The organism is Litoribrevibacter euphylliae, assembly GCF_042646085.1.
Lineage (GTDB): Bacteria > Pseudomonadota > Gammaproteobacteria > Pseudomonadales > Litoribrevibacteraceae > Litoribrevibacter > Litoribrevibacter euphylliae.
In genome coordinates, this window is record NZ_JBHRSZ010000007.1 from 381301 (window position 1) to 398762 (window position 17462).

At 49.8% G+C, this 17462-nt stretch carries 11 protein-coding genes; 8 read left to right on the forward strand and 3 right to left on the reverse strand.

All coding sequences use genetic code 11. From position 1 onward, the window contains the following. Window positions 1-57: 57 nt before the first annotated feature. Window positions 58-987, forward strand: coding sequence for an alpha/beta fold hydrolase (locus tag ACFOEK_RS17095; protein ID WP_386722685.1), 930 nt, complete (start codon window positions 58-60; stop codon window positions 985-987). 24 nt (window positions 988-1011) lie between these two features. On the opposite strand, the gene ACFOEK_RS17100 is transcribed toward ACFOEK_RS17095, so the two are convergent. The 3 genes from ACFOEK_RS17100 to ACFOEK_RS17110 form a co-directional block, all read right to left on the reverse strand. After that, window positions 1012-2445, reverse strand: a complete 1434-nt coding sequence (locus ACFOEK_RS17100) for a sigma-54-dependent transcriptional regulator (RefSeq protein ID WP_386722686.1) — start codon at window positions 2443-2445, stop codon at window positions 1012-1014. Window positions 2446-2494: 49 nt separating this feature from the next. Further along, a complete protein-coding gene (locus ACFOEK_RS17105) occupies window positions 2495-4120 on the reverse strand; it encodes a transporter substrate-binding domain-containing protein (RefSeq protein ID WP_386722687.1) in 1626 nt (541 codons plus the stop codon). Window positions 4121-4196: 76 nt separating this feature from the next. Beyond that, on the reverse strand, window positions 4197-5198 hold the full coding sequence (locus ACFOEK_RS17110; RefSeq protein WP_386722688.1) for a LysR substrate-binding domain-containing protein: 1002 nt from the start codon (window positions 5196-5198) through the stop codon (window positions 4197-4199). Window positions 5199-5302: 104 nt separating this feature from the next. On the opposite strand from ACFOEK_RS17110, the gene ACFOEK_RS17115 reads away from it, so the two are divergent. The 7 genes from ACFOEK_RS17115 (at window position 5303) to ACFOEK_RS17145 (ending at window position 17370) form a co-directional block, all read left to right on the forward strand. After that, window positions 5303-6283, forward strand: a complete 981-nt coding sequence (locus tag ACFOEK_RS17115; RefSeq protein ID WP_386722689.1) for an aspartate/glutamate racemase family protein — start codon at window positions 5303-5305, stop codon at window positions 6281-6283. Window positions 6284-6761: 478 nt separating this feature from the next. Continuing rightward, window positions 6762-8195 carry an aspartate ammonia-lyase gene (locus ACFOEK_RS17120; protein ID WP_386722690.1) on the forward strand — a complete coding sequence of 478 codons (1434 nt, stop codon included), beginning with the start codon at window positions 6762-6764 and terminating at the stop codon, window positions 8193-8195. 49 nt (window positions 8196-8244) lie between these two features. Then, the gene (locus ACFOEK_RS17125) at window positions 8245-9564 is read left to right on the forward strand and encodes a dicarboxylate/amino acid:cation symporter (protein WP_386722691.1); all 1320 of its coding nucleotides are present in this window, start codon (window positions 8245-8247) and stop codon (window positions 9562-9564) included. A gap of 157 nt (window positions 9565-9721) precedes the next feature. Then, complete coding sequence (aceE, locus tag ACFOEK_RS17130) at window positions 9722-12397, forward strand: pyruvate dehydrogenase (acetyl-transferring), homodimeric type (protein ID WP_386722692.1); 2676 nt, start codon at window positions 9722-9724, stop codon at window positions 12395-12397. A gap of 29 nt (window positions 12398-12426) precedes the next feature. Continuing rightward, window positions 12427-14100 (forward strand): dihydrolipoyllysine-residue acetyltransferase, encoded by a 1674-nt coding sequence (aceF, locus tag ACFOEK_RS17135; protein WP_386722693.1) that lies wholly within the window; start codon window positions 12427-12429, stop codon window positions 14098-14100. A 307-nt stretch (window positions 14101-14407) separates the two neighbouring features. Beyond that, entirely contained in the window at window positions 14408-15616 is a 1209-nt protein-coding gene (locus ACFOEK_RS17140; RefSeq protein ID WP_386722694.1) for an iron-containing alcohol dehydrogenase, read from the forward strand. A 338-nt stretch (window positions 15617-15954) separates the two neighbouring features. Further along, a complete protein-coding gene (locus tag ACFOEK_RS17145; RefSeq protein WP_386722695.1) occupies window positions 15955-17370 on the forward strand; it encodes a TolC family outer membrane protein in 1416 nt (471 codons plus the stop codon). Window positions 17371-17462: the final 92 nt, after the last annotated feature.

Sequence of the window (17462 nt, forward strand, 5' to 3'; positions counted from 1 at the left end):
TTCCTTTGTCTTGTGCTCATACACTCAGGGTTCAAATGACGACTAGGGGAGAGCGAGATGAATGCACAACTTCAGCAATGGAAATCTCAGGGACACTACTTTGAGTATCTTGGGCATAAGGTGTTTTATCGGGACGATGGTTCAGCCGAAAAACCCTGTGTGATTTGTATTCATGGCTTTCCCACATCCAGTTGGGATTGGCACCATATCTGGCCGGAGCTTTCGGAACACTATCGTCTGATTGCTTTGGATCAGCTAGGGTTTGGCTTTTCAGATAAGCCTAAGCAGGGTGAGTATAGTGTGATGGCTCAGGCGGATCTTGTGGAAGCCTTACTGCAGAGCCTGGGTGTTGTGGAATACCACGTGATTGCTCATGATTTTGGCACTTTGGTGGCTCAGGAGCTATTGGATCGTGGAAACCACCCGGAACAGACAAACACCAAAGGTAGTGCACCTTATTTACTTAGCCTGTTCGCAATGAGTGGCTCCATTTTTCCTGAGCTTTCGAATCCAAGGCTCATCCAGAAACTGCTGATTTCGAGAGTGGGCTTTCTAATTTCTTTGATGTTTAATCAAAAGAAGTTTGACCGAAGCATGCTGCGGGTATTCTCGCAAACCTCGAAAAGCCAATTGACGGAGATCGGTATTCGCCAACTGTTAAACAGTTATTGGCAATTGCTGGCTCTTCAACACGGTAACAAACAACTGCACCAGTTGAACTTCTTCTTGAAAGACCGTCAGATTCACGGTGAACGATGGGCTCGCGCTTGGCAAGAATCGGATGTGCCGATTCGCTATGTGGTTGGAGAGGCTGACCCCATGTATGGCAAGGATGTCTTCAAAAGATTGCAGGGGTTATCCCGAACACAGGATCTGCACTCGATTCTTGACGTTGGGCACTTTCCTCAGATCGAATCCCCACGTCAGGTAATTGGATTGCTGAGAGGGTTTCTTCCTTCAAGTGAGTCTACAGAAGGTCTGACATAAAACAGAGTAGGCGATTTAGGAGGATCATTCTTCCCCCGAACTCTCCATCTTCTTCAACCGCTTACTCAGCGCGGGCTGGGAAATCCCGATCAGTGAGCAGGCGATGGATTGATTGCCTTCGGCACGACGCATGGCTTCCTGAGCCAGTAAGTCTGAGACTTCTGACATTTGTGGCAAAGGTTCATCCAGATTGAAGACATTTCGAGTGGTCGTTTCGGTGGCTGAAATGGTCGGCATTGTTCCGTCGCTGGTGGCGTCGATGGCTTTTTTGAAGGCGTTCATCGAGAGCATTCGGGATTTGTGCAGGCTCATGGCGTCAAAGGCCATGGCGCGGAGTTCCCTCACATTGCCGGGGAAGTTGTAGTTCTTCAGTAACACCAGCAGTTCTTTGGGGATGCTGGGTTTGTTCTTTTCCAGTTCGTTCGCCGCTTCGTTGAGAAAGTGTTCAAGCAGTAACGGGATGTCGTCCTGGCGTTGGCGCAGCGCCGGGATTTCTACATGGTGGGTTCGCAATCGGTAGTAGAGGTCTTTGCGGAATTCGCCGTTGGCTTGTTTGTCGGTGAGGTTTTGATGGGTGGCGACCACTATGCGGGCGGACAGCGTTTTCGGTTTGTCGCTGCCCAGCGGGAAGTAATCGCCTTCCTGCAACAGTCTGAGCAGTTTGACCTGGGAGGCCATGCTTAGATCGCCGATTTCGTCGAGAAACAGGGTGCCGCCAGCGGCTTGTTCAATTAGGCCGGGGCGTGCGCGATCCGCGCCGGTAAAAGCGCCTTTCTGATGTCCAAACAAGGTGTCTGAGAAGACGTTGTCGTCGAGCCCGGCCACATTGACGGTAATCAGTGGGCCGGTTTGTTTGCTGAGTGCGTGGGCGGCTTTGGCAAACAGTTCTTTACCGACACCACTTTCACCGGTGATCAATAACGGTTGTTGGCTGGCGGCGATGGATTCGAGATATTGAAACACCGAGCGCATGCCTTGATCGGCGGTGATGATGTTCTCAAAAACCTCCGGGTTCTCAAGGGTGTTGTTGAGTACCCGTTTGCTGAGTTCCTGATTCTCGTGTTTCAGCTCTAAGACTTGAATCGCACGATTAATGCCTTCCACCAAACGGTCTTCCTCGGTGGTTTTGACGAAGTAATCAAAGGCTCCGAGATGAAGGCAATCCACCGCTGTTTTCACCTGATTTAAGCCGCTTAAAATGATCACGCTGATTTCCGGGTATTGCTCGGTGATCTGTTCCAGCAGCTGATCGCCAGAGAGATGGGGCATGGTGAGATCAAGAATCACCAGGCCGATGTGTTCCCGTTTAAGAATGTCCATGACCATACGGCTGTCTTCACATCGGTGAAGGTTATTAATACCGCTACGACGTTCCAACATCATGCTCAGACTCCGAAGAAACGGGGCTTCGTCGTCTACCAGCAATACGCCAAAGGAAGGAAAGGTGTTCTTGGTCATGGTGTGTTAACTGCCTGTTGGGCTATTTAAAGTTTAATTAACGAATACGTTATTCAATGGGTAAGGATAGAGTAACGGTGGTGCCTTGGTCGCTTTTTGAGTTGAAGGTTAACGTACCTCCGTGTTCCCGAACAATCCCGGACGAGACGGAAAGCCCCAAACCCGTGCCGCCGGTTTCCCGTTTGGTGGTAAAAAACGGATCACTCAAGGACGAGAGGTTCTCGGGCGGGATGCCACAGCCCTGATCGATTACTTTTAACACCAGTTGTTGGGTACTTTCCCGGTAATAGGTTTTAAGTTCAATCTTCTGGGATTTGTCTTCCAACGCCTGACAGGCATTCACCAGCAAGTTAATAATGACCTGCTCGACACGTTGAGCATTGCCTTTAAAGGTCGGTAGGTTGTTACCCAGTTCAGCATGAAAGCTCTCAGTGGATTTGCGCAGGGTATTATCCACCAATCGTATAGCGGCGGTGGTAATGGTGTTTAAGTCCACTTCCTCTTTGATGGTGGAGGTGTCTTGTCGTGAGAAGTCGCCCAGATCATCAACAATGCGTTTGATGCGCTCCACGCCAGCGAACATTTCATCGAGCATGGCCGGTATTTCTTCTCGCATTCGTGAATAACTTAGGCCGCCTAACTCAAAGTCACCATGAGTTTGGTAGTGCTCTTCCAGTACGGTGAGGGCGTCCTGATAGGAATCCCGAAGGATCGGAATGTTGAGCATTAACAGGCCACAGGGGTTGTTAATCTCATGCGCCACGCCGGAGACCAAAATACCTAACGAGGTCATTTTATCGGCCTGAATGAGTTGTTGTTGGCGCAGTTCCAGTTCTTTACTGCGGCGTTCCACTTCTCTGGCTAGGGCGCGGTTCCAAAAAACAATAGCGAGAATAACGAGTGAGATGACGATGGCGGCGGTGACGAATTTACGCCACGGGAATTTTTTCTCCTCCAATGGCCCCAGCCACTTATCGTAGATCTCCTGATAGCGTCCGGTGTTTTTGAGAATGGCTAAGCCTTCGCTGAATTGGGCCAGTAAGGATTCATTGCCCTTTTTTACTGCGTATCCGTATTTTTGCGCTTCGAAGGCTTTACCGGAAAGGACGATGTCTGAAATGCCCAGCTTTTGGCTGAGGTACAAACTGGGTAGGTTAGCGACCAAGGCGTAATCGTGTTTGCCGGAGGCCAATAACCGAATGGCATCGGCGTGAGTATCTACCAATACTAATTCTGCGCCGATGTTGTGATCCAACAAATAGTCGTGCATTACCCCTTGGCGTTGCACCACCACCGACTTGCCTTTGAGGTCGGAAATATCATCAATTACCGGGTTGCCTTTACGAGTAAAAATGGACTGGTGAACATAGGCGTGCGCCGGTGAGAAGGTGTATTTCTGGGCGCGCTCGTCGGTGTAGGAAATGCCTTGCAGAATATCGACATCGCCAGTTTCCAGCGCTTGGCGCATAGCGCCCCAGTCGCCTAACTGAAAGTTCACCTTGATGCCCATGACTTCGGCAATGGCTTGAGTCAGTTCGACGTTATAACCCGCAGGGTTGCCATCGGGGTCGAGAAACTCATAGGGCGGGTAATTGAGATCACCGCCCACCTGAATCACTCGATTTGGGTCTTGCAGATTGGCGTGTGCGATCCCGGAAACCGTGTACATAGCCATAAGGACAGCGCAGAAACGCAACTTCGAAAAAATCCGTTCAGCAAATCTCCGCCATACAATTGTCTGAAGCGAAACCTTAGTCATGGCTAGCGATGCTCTTAGGCGTCTGACTAGTCTTAGGGTTTTGACAGCTTTTAGGGTTTTGACTGCTAATAGAGACTTCAAAGCGGGCTTGTAGGGTTTGCCATAGTTTCTCCGAGCTTGGGGAAAGCGCGCGATCACAGCGATACAACCAGATATCCAACGGCGCCTGCCAGGTGTCATCGCCACAAATCATTAAATGGCCTTGTTCGAGTTCTCGCTTCACTGAATAGGCCGGCACCCAGGCGATCCCTAAGCCTTGCATCGCCATCATTTTGAGGCTGTCGGCCATCGGCGATTCAAAGGTCTTCTTTAACGAGGTGGTGTGTTGGCTTAGCAGCCGTTTGACTTGTCGCCCGAGAAAGATGTCTTCGGGATAGGCGAGATAGGGAAGTGCTTCGGCGAGCGCAGAACCCTCAGAGTCGTTTGCTTGCTTTAAGCTGTTTAGTGAATAGAGAGGCTGGCCGTTGTCGTTGGGAATGGATACCGGAACCAGAGATTCGGTTGCGAGCGTAAAGCCAGTGAAGCGATCCGATTCCACATGTTGCCCGCCATACGCGATCAGAAAATCACAGATGCCGTTCTTCAATGCCTGAAAACTGTCATCGACATTAGCGACCAGTTGTCGCGTATGGGTGTTACTCAATTCCGCTTGTAAGGACTGAATAAAACTGGGGAAGAAGGATAACGACAAAGTGTGCGACACCGCAAAATCCACCACTTGATGTCGCGCTGCTAGGGCTTGGATATGCTCGATGCTGGATTTGAGTTGATCCAGGGTGTTGCTGGCGGTGATCTTAAATAACTGGCCTTCGGCGGTGAGTTGAATCGGGGTGTGATTACGATCCACCAAGTGGCAACCGACGGCGGTTTCTAAGGCTCGAATTCGTCGACTAAAGGCGGGTTGGGTGACGTGCCTTGCTTCTGCGGCTTTGGAAAAACTTTGAGTTGCCGCCAGAGAGAGAAAGTCTTCCAGCCATTTAGTTTCGATGTTCATGGTCTTATTTACTGCTCGATTGTTTTTGTTATGACAATTCAATTCTAAACCAAATTCCTACACTGCCTATCAATTCTTAAGCGTATGCATTTAAAGAATAGCTTATGTTGTTTGAGTATGAGGTTTCTATCGTATTGATTTTATTGGACTTAATTGGTGATGTGAGAAGGCTATGCGTTTTACGTATGGTGAGTGTTGTTTTGGCATTGGTAGCCATGAAGCGAGGTTTTTATGTTGAGAGCTATTCGTTAACCCGCAGAGTAGATCTCAAGATGAACAATCGATTCAACACTCCCCTGAACTCCGACAGAAAAATCAACATGCGCCATCCCGTGGGTGGCAAGATGTATGACAAGGTATGCGACAAAGTGGGCATATTAGGTGGTATGGGGCCGCTGGCTACGGTGGACTTCATTCAAAAAATCATCTCCAAGACGCCGGCACAAAGTGATCAGGATCATATTCCGCTGTTGATTCATTCGGTTCCGCAGATTCCCGATCGAACGGCTTGTCTGATGGAGGGGGCTGCATCGCCATTGCCAGCCTTAAAAATGGGCTTGGATACCTTGGTGCAAGGAGGGGCGGGCTGTATCGCAATTCCCTGCAACACCGCCCATTACTGGCATGAGGCCTTAGCCAAAGAAACTCACATCCAGTTATTGCACATTGCTAAGGTCTGCGCCGAGCGCATTGCCCAAGATTCGGCTGTCCGTTGGGTGGGGGAGCGTCGGGTTGGTCTGTTAGCCACCGATGGAACGCTAAAAGCAGGATTCTATGAACGGGAGCTCGCGTCGTTTGGACTAGCCTGTACGTTGCCAGCGAATAAAGATCAGATGTCGGTGATGGAAGGCATCTATCTGGTTAAATCCGGCAAGGTCAACGAAGGCGCAGCGCTCTTGGAATTGGCGATGCAAAAACTGTTGGATAACGGCGCGGAGCGGGTGATCTTAGGGTGTACCGAGATTCCATTGGCGTTGGAGTCGATCCATTCGCCGTTATTGCCGTTGGCGGTGGATGCCACCGGCGCACTGGCGGATGCTTGTGTGGCTTGGTATTTGAATAGGAATGAGCGCTTGGTAGCGTAGTTATTTCCCTAGTAACAGTTAACCTTGTTCGTCCCTTTTTGGCGCTTCTTCGAAGCGCCTTTTTTATGCCCGTCTGTTTGGTTTTTTCTGTATCGTTTCCTGTGTCTTTGCTGTCTTACGTCTTCTTTTTTATCTACCCGAAAACGCGTTCTCAAAGGGGTATAACCTGGAGAAAGGTTATAACTTGTGTGGTTATAAGCTAACCCATTGAATTTAATTAATAAATCAAGTTTCTATGTCTGGTTTGGCTTCACTTTTCGCCCGTAGGTTATACCCCTTTGGACTCGAAAGTTCTCTTCCGGTGATCAATAAAACTCCTTTTAAAACAGTCTATTAAAGCGATTTTTTGTGTTTGGCATTCATATTGCGATTGTTATGGACGGTTTGACTGTTCTCAACAGACAAATAGACAGCAGGCCGAAGCACAACAGCGGTTAATGCCCTTGGTTGATAAAAAATAACGATTAGGTGCCGAGTGATGAGTACGACATACGCGATGAACATGACATCTCCCTTCCGTAAGGAAAAAGATTTGCTGGGTGAAGCCCAGGTGCCAGGGGAGGCGTATTACGGTATTCAAACCCATCGTGCGACGCAGAACTTCGATTTGAGTGGGGTGCCACTCAGTCACTTTCCTCAGTTGGTTCGTGCTTTAGCCATGGTGAAGCTGGCGGCGGCGAGAGCCAATAATCAGTTAGGCCTGTTGGCTGAGTCCAAGACCAAGGCCATTGAAGCGGCAGTTGCCAAGTTGTTGGAGGGCTATTGCCACGATCAGTTTGTGGTCGACATGGTGCAAGGCGGCGCAGGAACCTCGACCAATATGAACGCCAATGAAGTCATCGCTAATATCGCGTTGGAACACTTGGGTCATCCAAAAGGGGACTACCAACACTTGCATCCAAACAATGATGTGAACATGTCCCAATCCACTAATGATGCCTATCCCACCGCCGTTCGTTTGTCGATTCTGTTGAGTCATGGCGATCTGGTCAATGCCTTAGCCTCGTTACAGCAAGCCTTTTTGAAGAAAGCTGACGAGTTCAAACACATTTTGAAAATGGGCCGTACCCAGTTGCAGGATGCGGTGCCAATGACCTTGGGTCAGGAATTCAATTCCTTCGCTACCACGTTGGGTGAAGACATTGATCGTGTGGCGGGCTTAACCGAGCTGTTGAAAGAAGTGAATCTCGGCGGCACCGCCATTGGCACCGGAATCAACACCGACCCGGAATACGCCAAGTTGGCGGTTGATCAGTTGTCTGAAATCAGTGGTATCCAATTCAAGTCGGCGTCGGATTTAGTAGAAGCCAGTTCTGACATGGGCGCGTTTGTGTTGTTCTCGTCGATGCTGAAACGCTTGGCGGTGAAGCTTTCCAAAATTTCCAACGATTTACGCTTATTGAGCATGGGGCCACGTTGTGGCCTGAGCGAAATTAATCTGCCTGCGCAACAGCCGGGCAGTTCGATCATGCCGGGCAAGATTAACCCGGTCATTCCAGAAGCGGTCAATCAGGTGGCTTATCAGGTCATCGGCAATGACTTGGCGGTAACCATGGCGGCGGAAGCAGGGCAATTGCAGTTGAATGCGATGGAGCCGTTGATTGCCTACAACGTGCTGGAATCCATCCGCATGTTATCCCGTGCTATGCACATGCTCGAAACCCGCTGTGTCTCCGGCATTACCGCCAACGAAGAGCATTGCAAGAACATGGTCGATCAGAGCATCGGCAGTATCACCGCAGTGAGCCCGTACATCGGCTATGAAAACGCCACTCGAATTGCAAAAGAAGCCTTGGCCAGTGGTCGGGGTGTACTGGAACTGATTCGTGAAGAAGAGCTGATTCAGCCAGACGTGCTGGATGAGATTTTAAAACCCGAAAACATGATCAGACCTCAGCGCTGGTTGCGCTGAGACTGATCTTTCTGCAACCAACCCACTACAACAACTATAGGGTGATGTTATGCAACCATCATTGACTAATGAAAGTAACAAGGGAATTTGGGGCCAAATGGCCTTATGGAAAAAGATCCTGATTGGGATGACGCTTGGTATCCTGGTCGGTGCCATTTTTGGCCACGATGCGGAAGTGTTAAAACCCATCGGTACCCTGTTTATTCACGCGATCAAGATGTTGATTGTTCCCTTGGTTTTCTGCTCGTTGATTGTGGGCGTGACCTCCATGCAGGACACCCGAAAGATGGGCCGGATTGGTTTGAAGTCGGTGTTCATTTACCTAGGCACTACCGCTGTGGCAATCACCATTGGTATGGTGCTAGCGACGGTATTAACGCCGGGAGATGGCCTTAACATGGTCGCCAGTGCTGCAGCCGATGAAGGCAAGAGTGCCCCATCGCTGGTGGATACCATCATTAACCTGGTGCCTAAAAACCCGGTAGACGCACTGGCTGCGGGTAACATTCTGCAAATCATCGTGTTTGCTTTGGGCCTCGGTATTTCTTTTAACTTGGTCGGTGAAAAAGCCAAGCCAGCAGTCGCTGTGTTTGAGAGCTTGGCGGAAGCCATGTACAAGCTGACTGAAATCGTTATGAAGTTCGCACCTTACGGTATCTTCGGTCTGATGGCGTGGGTATCTGGTAAGTACGGTTTGGACATTCTCATGCCGTTGATCAAAGTGATTGCCGTGGCCTACATCGGCAGCATCATTCATGTGGTGTTTGTGTACAGTGGCATCATCAGTGTGTTCGCACGATTGAATCCGATTCGTTATTTGAAAGCCTTGGTTAACCCGGCGGCGGTTGCATTCACCACCACAAGCAGCTCAGGTACTTTGCCTGCGACCATCAAATGCGCTCGTGAAGAAATGGGCGTATCCAAAGGCATCTCCAGTTTTGTTCTTCCGTTAGGTGCGACCATCAATATGGATGGTACGGCTCTGTATCAAGGTGTGACGGCATTGTTTGTGGCTCAGGCGTTTGGTGTGGATCTAGGCATGGCGGAATACGTCACCATCATTCTTACTGCGACTTTGGCGTCGATTGGTACCGCAGGTGTACCGGGTGCTGGCTTGATCATGTTGTCTTTGGTCTTAACTACCGTTGGTTTGCCGATGGAAGGTTTGGCGATCATTGCCGGTATCGACCGAATTCTTGATATGGCGCGCACCAGTGTCAACGTCTGTGGCGACTTGATGGTGTCTGTATTGGTTGGCAAGAGTGAGAACGAGTTAGATACCGCTGTATACAACAAAGAAGCGACGGCTACCCCAGAGTTTCAAGTTCAGGGTCATCAGTCTTCGTATTCAAACGCTGACGCCAGTTAACTCCTCTTAAGAATACGGTTGTTCGATCCCCGTTGAGTGACCGTTTGCTGCGCCTGCAATGGGCGCGGCGTTTTAAGCCGTCGTAAGAAAAAACAGTCGTAAGAAAAATAACATTCCCAATCATTCAATGAATAACATTCATTAGGAGAAGTAGTAGATGCTAGATGATTCAGATCCGGTCGAAACGCGCGAGTGGTTAGATTCCTTAGAGTCGGTTATGGAAACTCAGGGCATCAATCGCTCGAGTTATCTGCTTACCCGATTGTCTGAGCGTGCAACGCGCGAAGGCACCCAGTTACCGTATTCCATCACCACACCGTATCGAAATACCATTCCTGTCAGCAAAGAAGCGCCGATGCCAGGCGATTTATTTATGGAACGACGCATTCGTTCTTTGATTCGCTGGAATGCCTTGGCGATGGTGATTCGAGCGAATCAGCGACCGGGTGATCTGGGCGGACACATCTCGACCTTCTCCTCCATTGCGACCTTGTACGATGTGGGCTTTAACTACTTCTTCCATGCCGGTGATGAAACCCGTGATGCCGATTTGGTGTATATCCAGGGGCATACGGCGCCGGGTATCTATGCGCGTTCCTTCCTCGAAGGACGGATCAGTGAAGAACAAATGGATAACTTCCGCAGTGAAGTGGATGGCAATGGCTTGTCGTCTTATCCACACCCTTGGTTGATGCCGGATTACTGGCAGTTCCCGACCGTTTCCATGGGCTTGGGGCCGTTACAGGCCATTTATCAGGCGCACGTGATGAAATACATGGAAAGCCGCGAACTGACCAATACCTCGGATCGTAAAGTGTGGTGTTTCGTTGGTGATGGCGAGACGGATGAGCCGGAAACCTTGGGCTCCATTGCCTTGGCCGGTCGTGAAAAACTCGACAACCTTATTTTCGTGGTGAACTGTAATTTACAGCGCCTCGATGGCCCGGTACGTGGTAACGGCAAGATCATTCAGGAACTGGAAGGCGTCTTCCGTGGTGCTGGCTGGAACGTCATTAAAGTGGTGTGGGGTCGCCGTTGGGACCCGCTGTTCGAGCAAGACAAAAACGGCGCCATGCAAAAAGCGATGGACGTCGTGGTCGATGGCGAATTGCAGAACCTCAAGAGCAATGGCCCGGACTATATTCGTAAACACTTCTTCGGCAGTGATCCAGCACTAGCTAAGTTGACCGAAGGCTTAACCGATGAAGACATCGCGCAATTGAATCGCGGTGGTCACGATCCGTACAAAGTCTATGCCGCGTATCAAGCCGCGACCAAACACAAAGGCCAGCCAACGGTTATTCTGGCGCACACAATTAAGGGTTATGGCTTTGGTTCGGCCGGTGAAGCGCAAAACACCACCCATTCTTTGAAGAAGCTGGATCAGGACACGCTCAAGTCGTTCCGTAACCGTTTTGGTATTCCGTTAAGCGATGAGCAACTGAAAGACGTGCCTTACTATCGTCCGGCGGAAGACAGTCCGGAAATGCTGTACATGAATAAACGCCGACAACAGTTGGGTGGCTTCTATCCAAGTCGTCGTGCCAAAAGCCAGCCGTTAACTGTGCCTGAGCTGGATGTTTTTGAAGGCCAATTGAAAGGCTCGGGTGAACGTGAAATTTCCACCACTATGGCATTTGTGCGTTTGTTGTCGTCGCTTACCAAAGACAAGCGAATCGGTAAACGGATAGTGCCGATTGTGCCGGATGAAGCTCGTACTTTCGGGATGGAAGGGATGTTCCGCCAGCTCGGTATTTATACCGCCGAAGGTCAAAAATACGTGCCGCACGACCGCGATCAGATGATGTACTACCGAGAGGACAAGCAAGGCCAGATCCTCGAAGAGGGCATCAACGAAGCCGGTGCAATGTCGGCTTGGGCGGCGTGTGCTACCTCCTACAGCACCCATGATTATCCATTAGTGCCGTTCTATATCTTCTATTCGATGTTCGGTTTCCAACGCGTGGGCGATTTGGCCTGGGCGGCCGGTGACATGCAGGCGCGTGGTTTCCTAATGGGCGGCACCGCCGGACGCACCACGCTGAATGGCGAAGGGTTACAGCACCAGGACGGCCACAGTCATATTCTGGCGGGCACGGTTCCAAACTGTGTGGCCTATGACCCGGCTTACGCTTACGAGTTGGCGGTGATCATTCAGGACGGCTTGCGCCGTATGTACGGTGAGAACGAAAACGTCTTTTATTACCTCACCATTATGAATGAAAACTATCGTCAGCCGGAAATGCCGGAAGGCGTTGAAGACGGCATCATCAAAGGCATGTATCTATTTGAGTCTGTGGAAGCGGACGCCGGAGACAAAGGCAAAGATGCATCCGGTTTAAGAGTGCAACTGCTCGGTTCAGGGGCGATTTTGAATGAAGTTCGTGCCGCCGCGCAGTTACTGAAAGATGACTTTGGCATCAGTTCAGATGTGTGGAGTGTCACCAGCTTTAATGAACTGGCTCGCGATGGTCAGCACGTTCGACGTTGGAACCTGCTGCACTTGGATGAAGCACCTAAAGAAGCCTTTGTAACTTCGTGCTTGAAAGATCAACAAGGGCCGGTGATTGCCTCCAGCGATTACATCAAACTCTATGGTGAGCAGATTCGCGCCTATGTGCCGACCGACTTTACGGTGTTGGGCACCGATGGTTTTGGCCGAAGCGATACTCGTCAGAAGTTGCGTCGTTTCTTCGAAGTGGATCGTCATTACGTGGCGGTTGCTGCGTTGGAAGCGCTGGCCAATCGCAATGAGATCGACAAGTCGGTGGTGCTGGACGCCATGCGTAAATACGACATTGACCGAAACTTACCAAACCCGGCTCGCCGTTAAGGCAGCGTGATCAATATAAGGAGCTTGATATGAGTAGTGTTGAACTCAGAGTCCCTGGCATTGGTGGCGGCGCCGATGTTGAGGTCATTGAAATCAGTGTGGCAGTGGGCGATCGAATTGAGGTCGAAGATGCGGTGATTGTGTTGGAAACCGATAAGGCCACGATGGAAATCCCTGCCACGGATGCAGGTGTCGTCATGAATATGAATTTGGCGGTGGGGGACAAAGTTTCCGAAGGTGATTTGATCCTCACCTTGGACGTGGAAGCCGATGCGAGTGCTGGTGGCGATTCTCAGTCTGGCGTTTCAGAGCCTGTGGTTGATCAGAAGGAAGAAGCCCCAGTCGTTACTGATACTTCGTCATCATCTTCGAACATGACGGTACGTGTTCCGGATTTGGGTGGTGCGGCTAAGGTCAGTGTCATTGAAGTGTCTGTGTCAGAAGGCGATGCGGTGACGGAAGAAGACTTCCTGATCGTGGTGGAAACCGATAAGGCGTCGATGGAAATTCCGTCGCCATCGGCAGGAACCATCGCCAAATTGTTTGCCAAAGTCGGTGACGAGCTGAACGAAGGCGACCCGATTGCCGAGTTAACTGGTGTGGGTGGTGTTGCTGAATCCGCTTCTGTTAAAGACGCGAACAGTGAACCTCATGTTGAAGCCTCCGCATCAGAAAAATCTGCTCCGGTTTCTCAACAGACAATGATTCAACAGACGGTTGCATCAACGGATACGCCATCGCTGACCACAGCTGTAGCTGAGAAAGCGGCCTCTGAGTTGAATCAGTCGTCGGGCAAAGTTCATGCAGGCCCGGCGGCGCGTAAGATTGCTCGTGAACTGGGTGTCGATTTGACCTTGGTAAAAGGCTCTGGGCCAAAACAACGCATTGTCAAAGACGACGTTCAGGCGTTCGTAAAAGCTCAGATGCAGAAAGCGCAAAGCGGCGCTTCGAATGTGGTTGCTGGTTCCGGTATTCCTGCGATCAAGTTACCAGACTTTAGTCAGTTCGGTGCGGTCGAACGCCAACCCATGAGCCGTATCCATAAGATTACCGCTGCGAACATGTCTGCCAATTGGTTGAACATTCCGCATGTGACTCAGTTTGATGAGGCGGACATCACCGAATTGGAAGCCTTTAGAAAACAACAGAAGAAAGTGGCGGAGTTACGTAACGTCAAACTGACGCCGTTACCGTTCATTCTGAAAGCCTGTGCATATGCCTTGGCGCAATACCCTCAGTTCAATGTGTCGCTCGATATGGACAAAGAGGAATTAATTCAGAAATCCTACATCCATATTGGGTTTGCGGTGGATACGCCAGACGGACTGGTGGTGCCAGTGATTCGGGATGTGGATCAAAAGGGCATCTGGCAGTTAGCCGAAGAGTGCATGGCGCTAGCCAAGAAAGCCAAAGATAAGAAACTGCTGCCGTCTGATATGCAGGGCGGTTGTTTTACCATTTCCAGTTTGGGCAGTGTTGGAGGAACAGCCTTCACTCCCATCGTAAACGCACCTGAAGTCGCAATTTTAGGGGTATCTAAAGCTGCGATGAAGCCGGTTTACGATGGCGAAGGTTTTGTTCCTCGCTTAATGTTGCCGTTGTCACTGTCTTACGACCATCGGGCCGTAAACGGTGCCGACGGCGCTCGATTTACCTCACTGTTAAGTGAGTTGCTGGGTGACATTCGTAACCTGGTTTTATAGTTCTTCCCTTGGTTATGCGTCTGGGGATAGCCGGCGCATAACTTTTTTTGATCTGCTATCTTCCTTCGTTTGAGCCTGCATTTTTAGATGCGGGCTTTTCTTTATCTTCAAACCTGAAATCCTGGCTACTGGCCGCTTTGCTGATTCCAGACAAAATTAGGGTGAAACGCCTAATTTATCATTCCAACATGATTAGTTACTTTTCTTGATCTGCGTCTCGTGTTAGAGTAATTACTCTAATTTGGATGATTAGCATAAAGCTAGCGCAGTATCACGGGTTTTTGGAATGCTAAAAGGGTTAAAGAACATGTTATTTTCTCTTCAAGTGAAAGGTTATCGTGGTGTGATGAACGCACTGAAAGTGGCGGCAAAAGTACTTCCAATGCCTAAGCCGACGTTATTCAGTGGTCCTGGCTCATCATTGGAATTGTGTGAAGCCATTGCTCAAATGGGGACGCAGAACGTTCTGATCGTAACGGACGAAGTGCTTCATAAATTGGGCATCTTGGACAACATCAAAAAATCCCTCGAAGAGAACGGCATTAACTTCGTCGTTTACGACGGCATTCTTCCTGACCCAACCTATGATCAAGTCGAAACAGGCTTGGCGATGTACAAAGAGAATGGCTGTGAAGCGATTCTGGCTGTCGGCGGTGGTTCGCCAATCGATGCGGCGAAAGTGATCGCAGCACGTGTGACTAACGATCGTCCGATTAAGAAGTTGTCTGGTTTCTTCAAAGTGTGGAAAGCGCCAGCACCTTTCTTTGCTATTCCAACAACTGCAGGTACCGGTTCTGAAGTGACCATTGCTGCGGTGGTATCTGATCCGGTGACACACCAGAAAACGCCATTAATGGACCCGAAATTGGTGCCTATGATGGCGTCTTTGGATGCGTCTTTGATGACGGGGCTTCCACCTCATGTAACCTCTGCTACTGGCATGGACGCGCTGACTCACGCCGTTGAGGCCTACATCTCGATGAACGCTAGCCCGGACACCGACAGCTATGCGGTGGCCGCGACGCGCCTGATCATGCAGAACCTTGAGAAAGTGGTTGAGAAGGGTGATGACATCGAAGCTCGTCAAAACATGGCATTGGCTTCTTACTATGCGGGCTTGGCGTTCACCAAAGCAAGCCTTGGTTATGTGCATGCGATCTCTCACAACTTCGGTGCTAAATACGGCACGCCACACGGTTTAGGCAACGCGATTGTTCTTCCGTACGTGTTGGATTACTCCAAAGAAGCGGCGGCTGAGCGTTTAGCTAAATTGGCAGAAGTGAGCGGTTTAGCCGTAGGCGGTGAGACGGATCTGGAATTGGCTCAGAAGTTTATTGATCGTATTCGTGAAATGAACAACAAGTTTGGTATTCCTGCTCATCTGGAAGCGCTGAAGAAAGACGACATTCCAGCGATTGCGAAATTGGCACTGAAAGAAGCGCATTTAAACTACCCTGTGCCGCGTTATATGGATCAACCAACCTGTGAGCAGTTTATCCGTCAGATGTTGGCGTAAGTTTTAGTACGAGTTCTGAAGGGCGTATCTTAGGATCACGCCCTTTTTTTATGCCTGGAAAATAAGAAAAATGAACCGTTTTGGGGCGCCGCTCATCTTGGATTTCCATCCGCTGATCTTGGCTGTAGCAGGCAATGAGAGCAGGTTCACACCAAACCGCTAAAATTAACCTAATAGGTCAATGTTTATACAATACGTAATCCAACTGTGTTAACGTTTGTAACTAATAATAATTCCTAACATCCATGCAAAGTGGTTTGGCCTTTTTGAAAGACATTAATCACTCCGAAGTGTGCATAGGATTGTGCTCAAATTTCGAGAAATAGAGAAACAACACTATGGAAAGTAAGACTCGATGGTCAGGTGTGGCTAGAGCAGCTTGCACCTCTGCCGTTGTCGCTGTCTCACTAATGGGAGTGACTGCGGTAAAGGCTGATTTATCAGCTACAAACGAACACACCTTCAGCTCACCAATCTACCAGTCCATTGCGACTGATAATATGTGGACGTTGTTTCAGCGTGCCGAAAAATACGATGCCGAATATTTACAAGCATTAAGTAACCATAAAGCGGCGTTTGAAAGCATTGAGCAGGCTTACGGTCGGATGCTACCAAGCATCTCACTGGACGCCAGAAAAACCCGAACCCATCAAGAGATCAAATCCAGCGATAACCAAGTTTTCGGCAGTGGATCAACTGCGTACAACTCCAAACGTTACGGTGCCAATCTGACCCAGCCATTGTTCGATTGGGAGCGCTTCTCTCAAATTGATAAAGCAAAACAGCAGCTATACAAGGCCGATGCCGAGTTGGCTCTGGCGCGCCAGGAACTCATTCTTCGAGTCGCTGAACGTTACCTGACGGTACTCGGTGCTCAAGACAATCTTGAGTTTCTTCAGAAAGAGGAAGCGGCGGTTAGAAAACAAGCCGAAGTGGCTGAAACCCGAATGAAAGCCAAGTTGGGTCGTGAAGCCGATTATCTGGAGGCCAAAGCGCGTTTGGCCAGTGTTTTTGCAGATCGCCTGGAAGCAGAAACCACCCTTGACGATGCCATTGAAGCATTGCGAGAAATCAGCGGTGCCGGTGCTGAGAAGTTTATCCCGCTGAAAGAAGAGATTGCATTGCAACAACCGACACCGGCGATTGTGGGTGACTGGTTGGATTCTTCAATGAAAGGCAACCTGCGGATTCAGCTTCAATATCGTGCTATGGAAGAAGCAAGAGAAGAGATTGAGCGTCAGCAGGCCGGCCATTATCCAACCCTACAGCTAGTGGGTGGTTGGAATCGTGAGGACGTTGACGGTTCTTTGTTCGGTGGCGGCAGTGATGTTGAAACCGGTGAAATTTCATTGCAGTTGCAAGTGCCGCTGTTTGAAGGTGGTCAGGTCAGTTCCAGAAAGCGTCAGGCGACCGAACTGTATCACGTAGAAATTGATCGTCTGCATCAGGAAAAACGGGCGGTGACGCGTGAAACACGTCTATCTTTCCAGCAATTAAATACATCAATCAGTCGCGTCGAATCCTTGAAGCAAGCAATGGATGCGCAAGAAGTGTTGGTGGTTACCAAACGTAAAGGTTATCCACGTCTGTACACCAGTATGGACGTGCTGGATGCAGAGCGGGATCTGTATTCTGCTAAGCGCGATTGGGCAAGGGCACGATACGATTATTTGCTGGCAGATCTTAGATTGAAAGCAGCGGCGGGCAGTCTGCAAGCCGGTGATTTAGAACAGATGAATCAACTGTTCAATTAACAGAATGTTGGCTGGGTTTGTTGGGGAACGAATCTGGCCGATGCAGAAACAGCCTTAGAGCGGTTTCTGCCACACCAATAATGACAGCCAAA

What these genes read in the sequence shown, in the direction of transcription:
- ACFOEK_RS17095 (WP_386722685.1), top strand. Translation starts at nt 58, where the DNA reads ATGAATGCACAACTTCAGCAATGGAAATCTCAGGGACACTACTTTGAG.
- ACFOEK_RS17100 (WP_386722686.1), bottom strand. Translation starts at nt 2,445, where the DNA reads ATGACCAAGAACACCTTTCCTTCCTTTGGCGTATTGCTGGTAGACGAC.
- ACFOEK_RS17105 (WP_386722687.1), bottom strand. Translation starts at nt 4,120, where the DNA reads ATGGCTATGTACACGGTTTCCGGGATCGCACACGCCAATCTGCAAGAC.
- ACFOEK_RS17110 (WP_386722688.1), bottom strand. Translation starts at nt 5,198, where the DNA reads ATGAACATCGAAACTAAATGGCTGGAAGACTTTCTCTCTCTGGCGGCA.
- ACFOEK_RS17115 (WP_386722689.1), top strand. Translation starts at nt 5,303, where the DNA reads ATGTTGTTTGAGTATGAGGTTTCTATCGTATTGATTTTATTGGACTTA.
- ACFOEK_RS17120 (WP_386722690.1), top strand. Translation starts at nt 6,762, where the DNA reads ATGAGTACGACATACGCGATGAACATGACATCTCCCTTCCGTAAGGAA.
- ACFOEK_RS17125 (WP_386722691.1), top strand. Translation starts at nt 8,245, where the DNA reads ATGCAACCATCATTGACTAATGAAAGTAACAAGGGAATTTGGGGCCAA.
- aceE (WP_386722692.1), top strand. Translation starts at nt 9,722, where the DNA reads ATGCTAGATGATTCAGATCCGGTCGAAACGCGCGAGTGGTTAGATTCC.
- aceF (WP_386722693.1), top strand. Translation starts at nt 12,427, where the DNA reads ATGAGTAGTGTTGAACTCAGAGTCCCTGGCATTGGTGGCGGCGCCGAT.
- ACFOEK_RS17140 (WP_386722694.1), top strand. Translation starts at nt 14,408, where the DNA reads ATGTTATTTTCTCTTCAAGTGAAAGGTTATCGTGGTGTGATGAACGCA.
- ACFOEK_RS17145 (WP_386722695.1), top strand. Translation starts at nt 15,955, where the DNA reads ATGGAAAGTAAGACTCGATGGTCAGGTGTGGCTAGAGCAGCTTGCACC.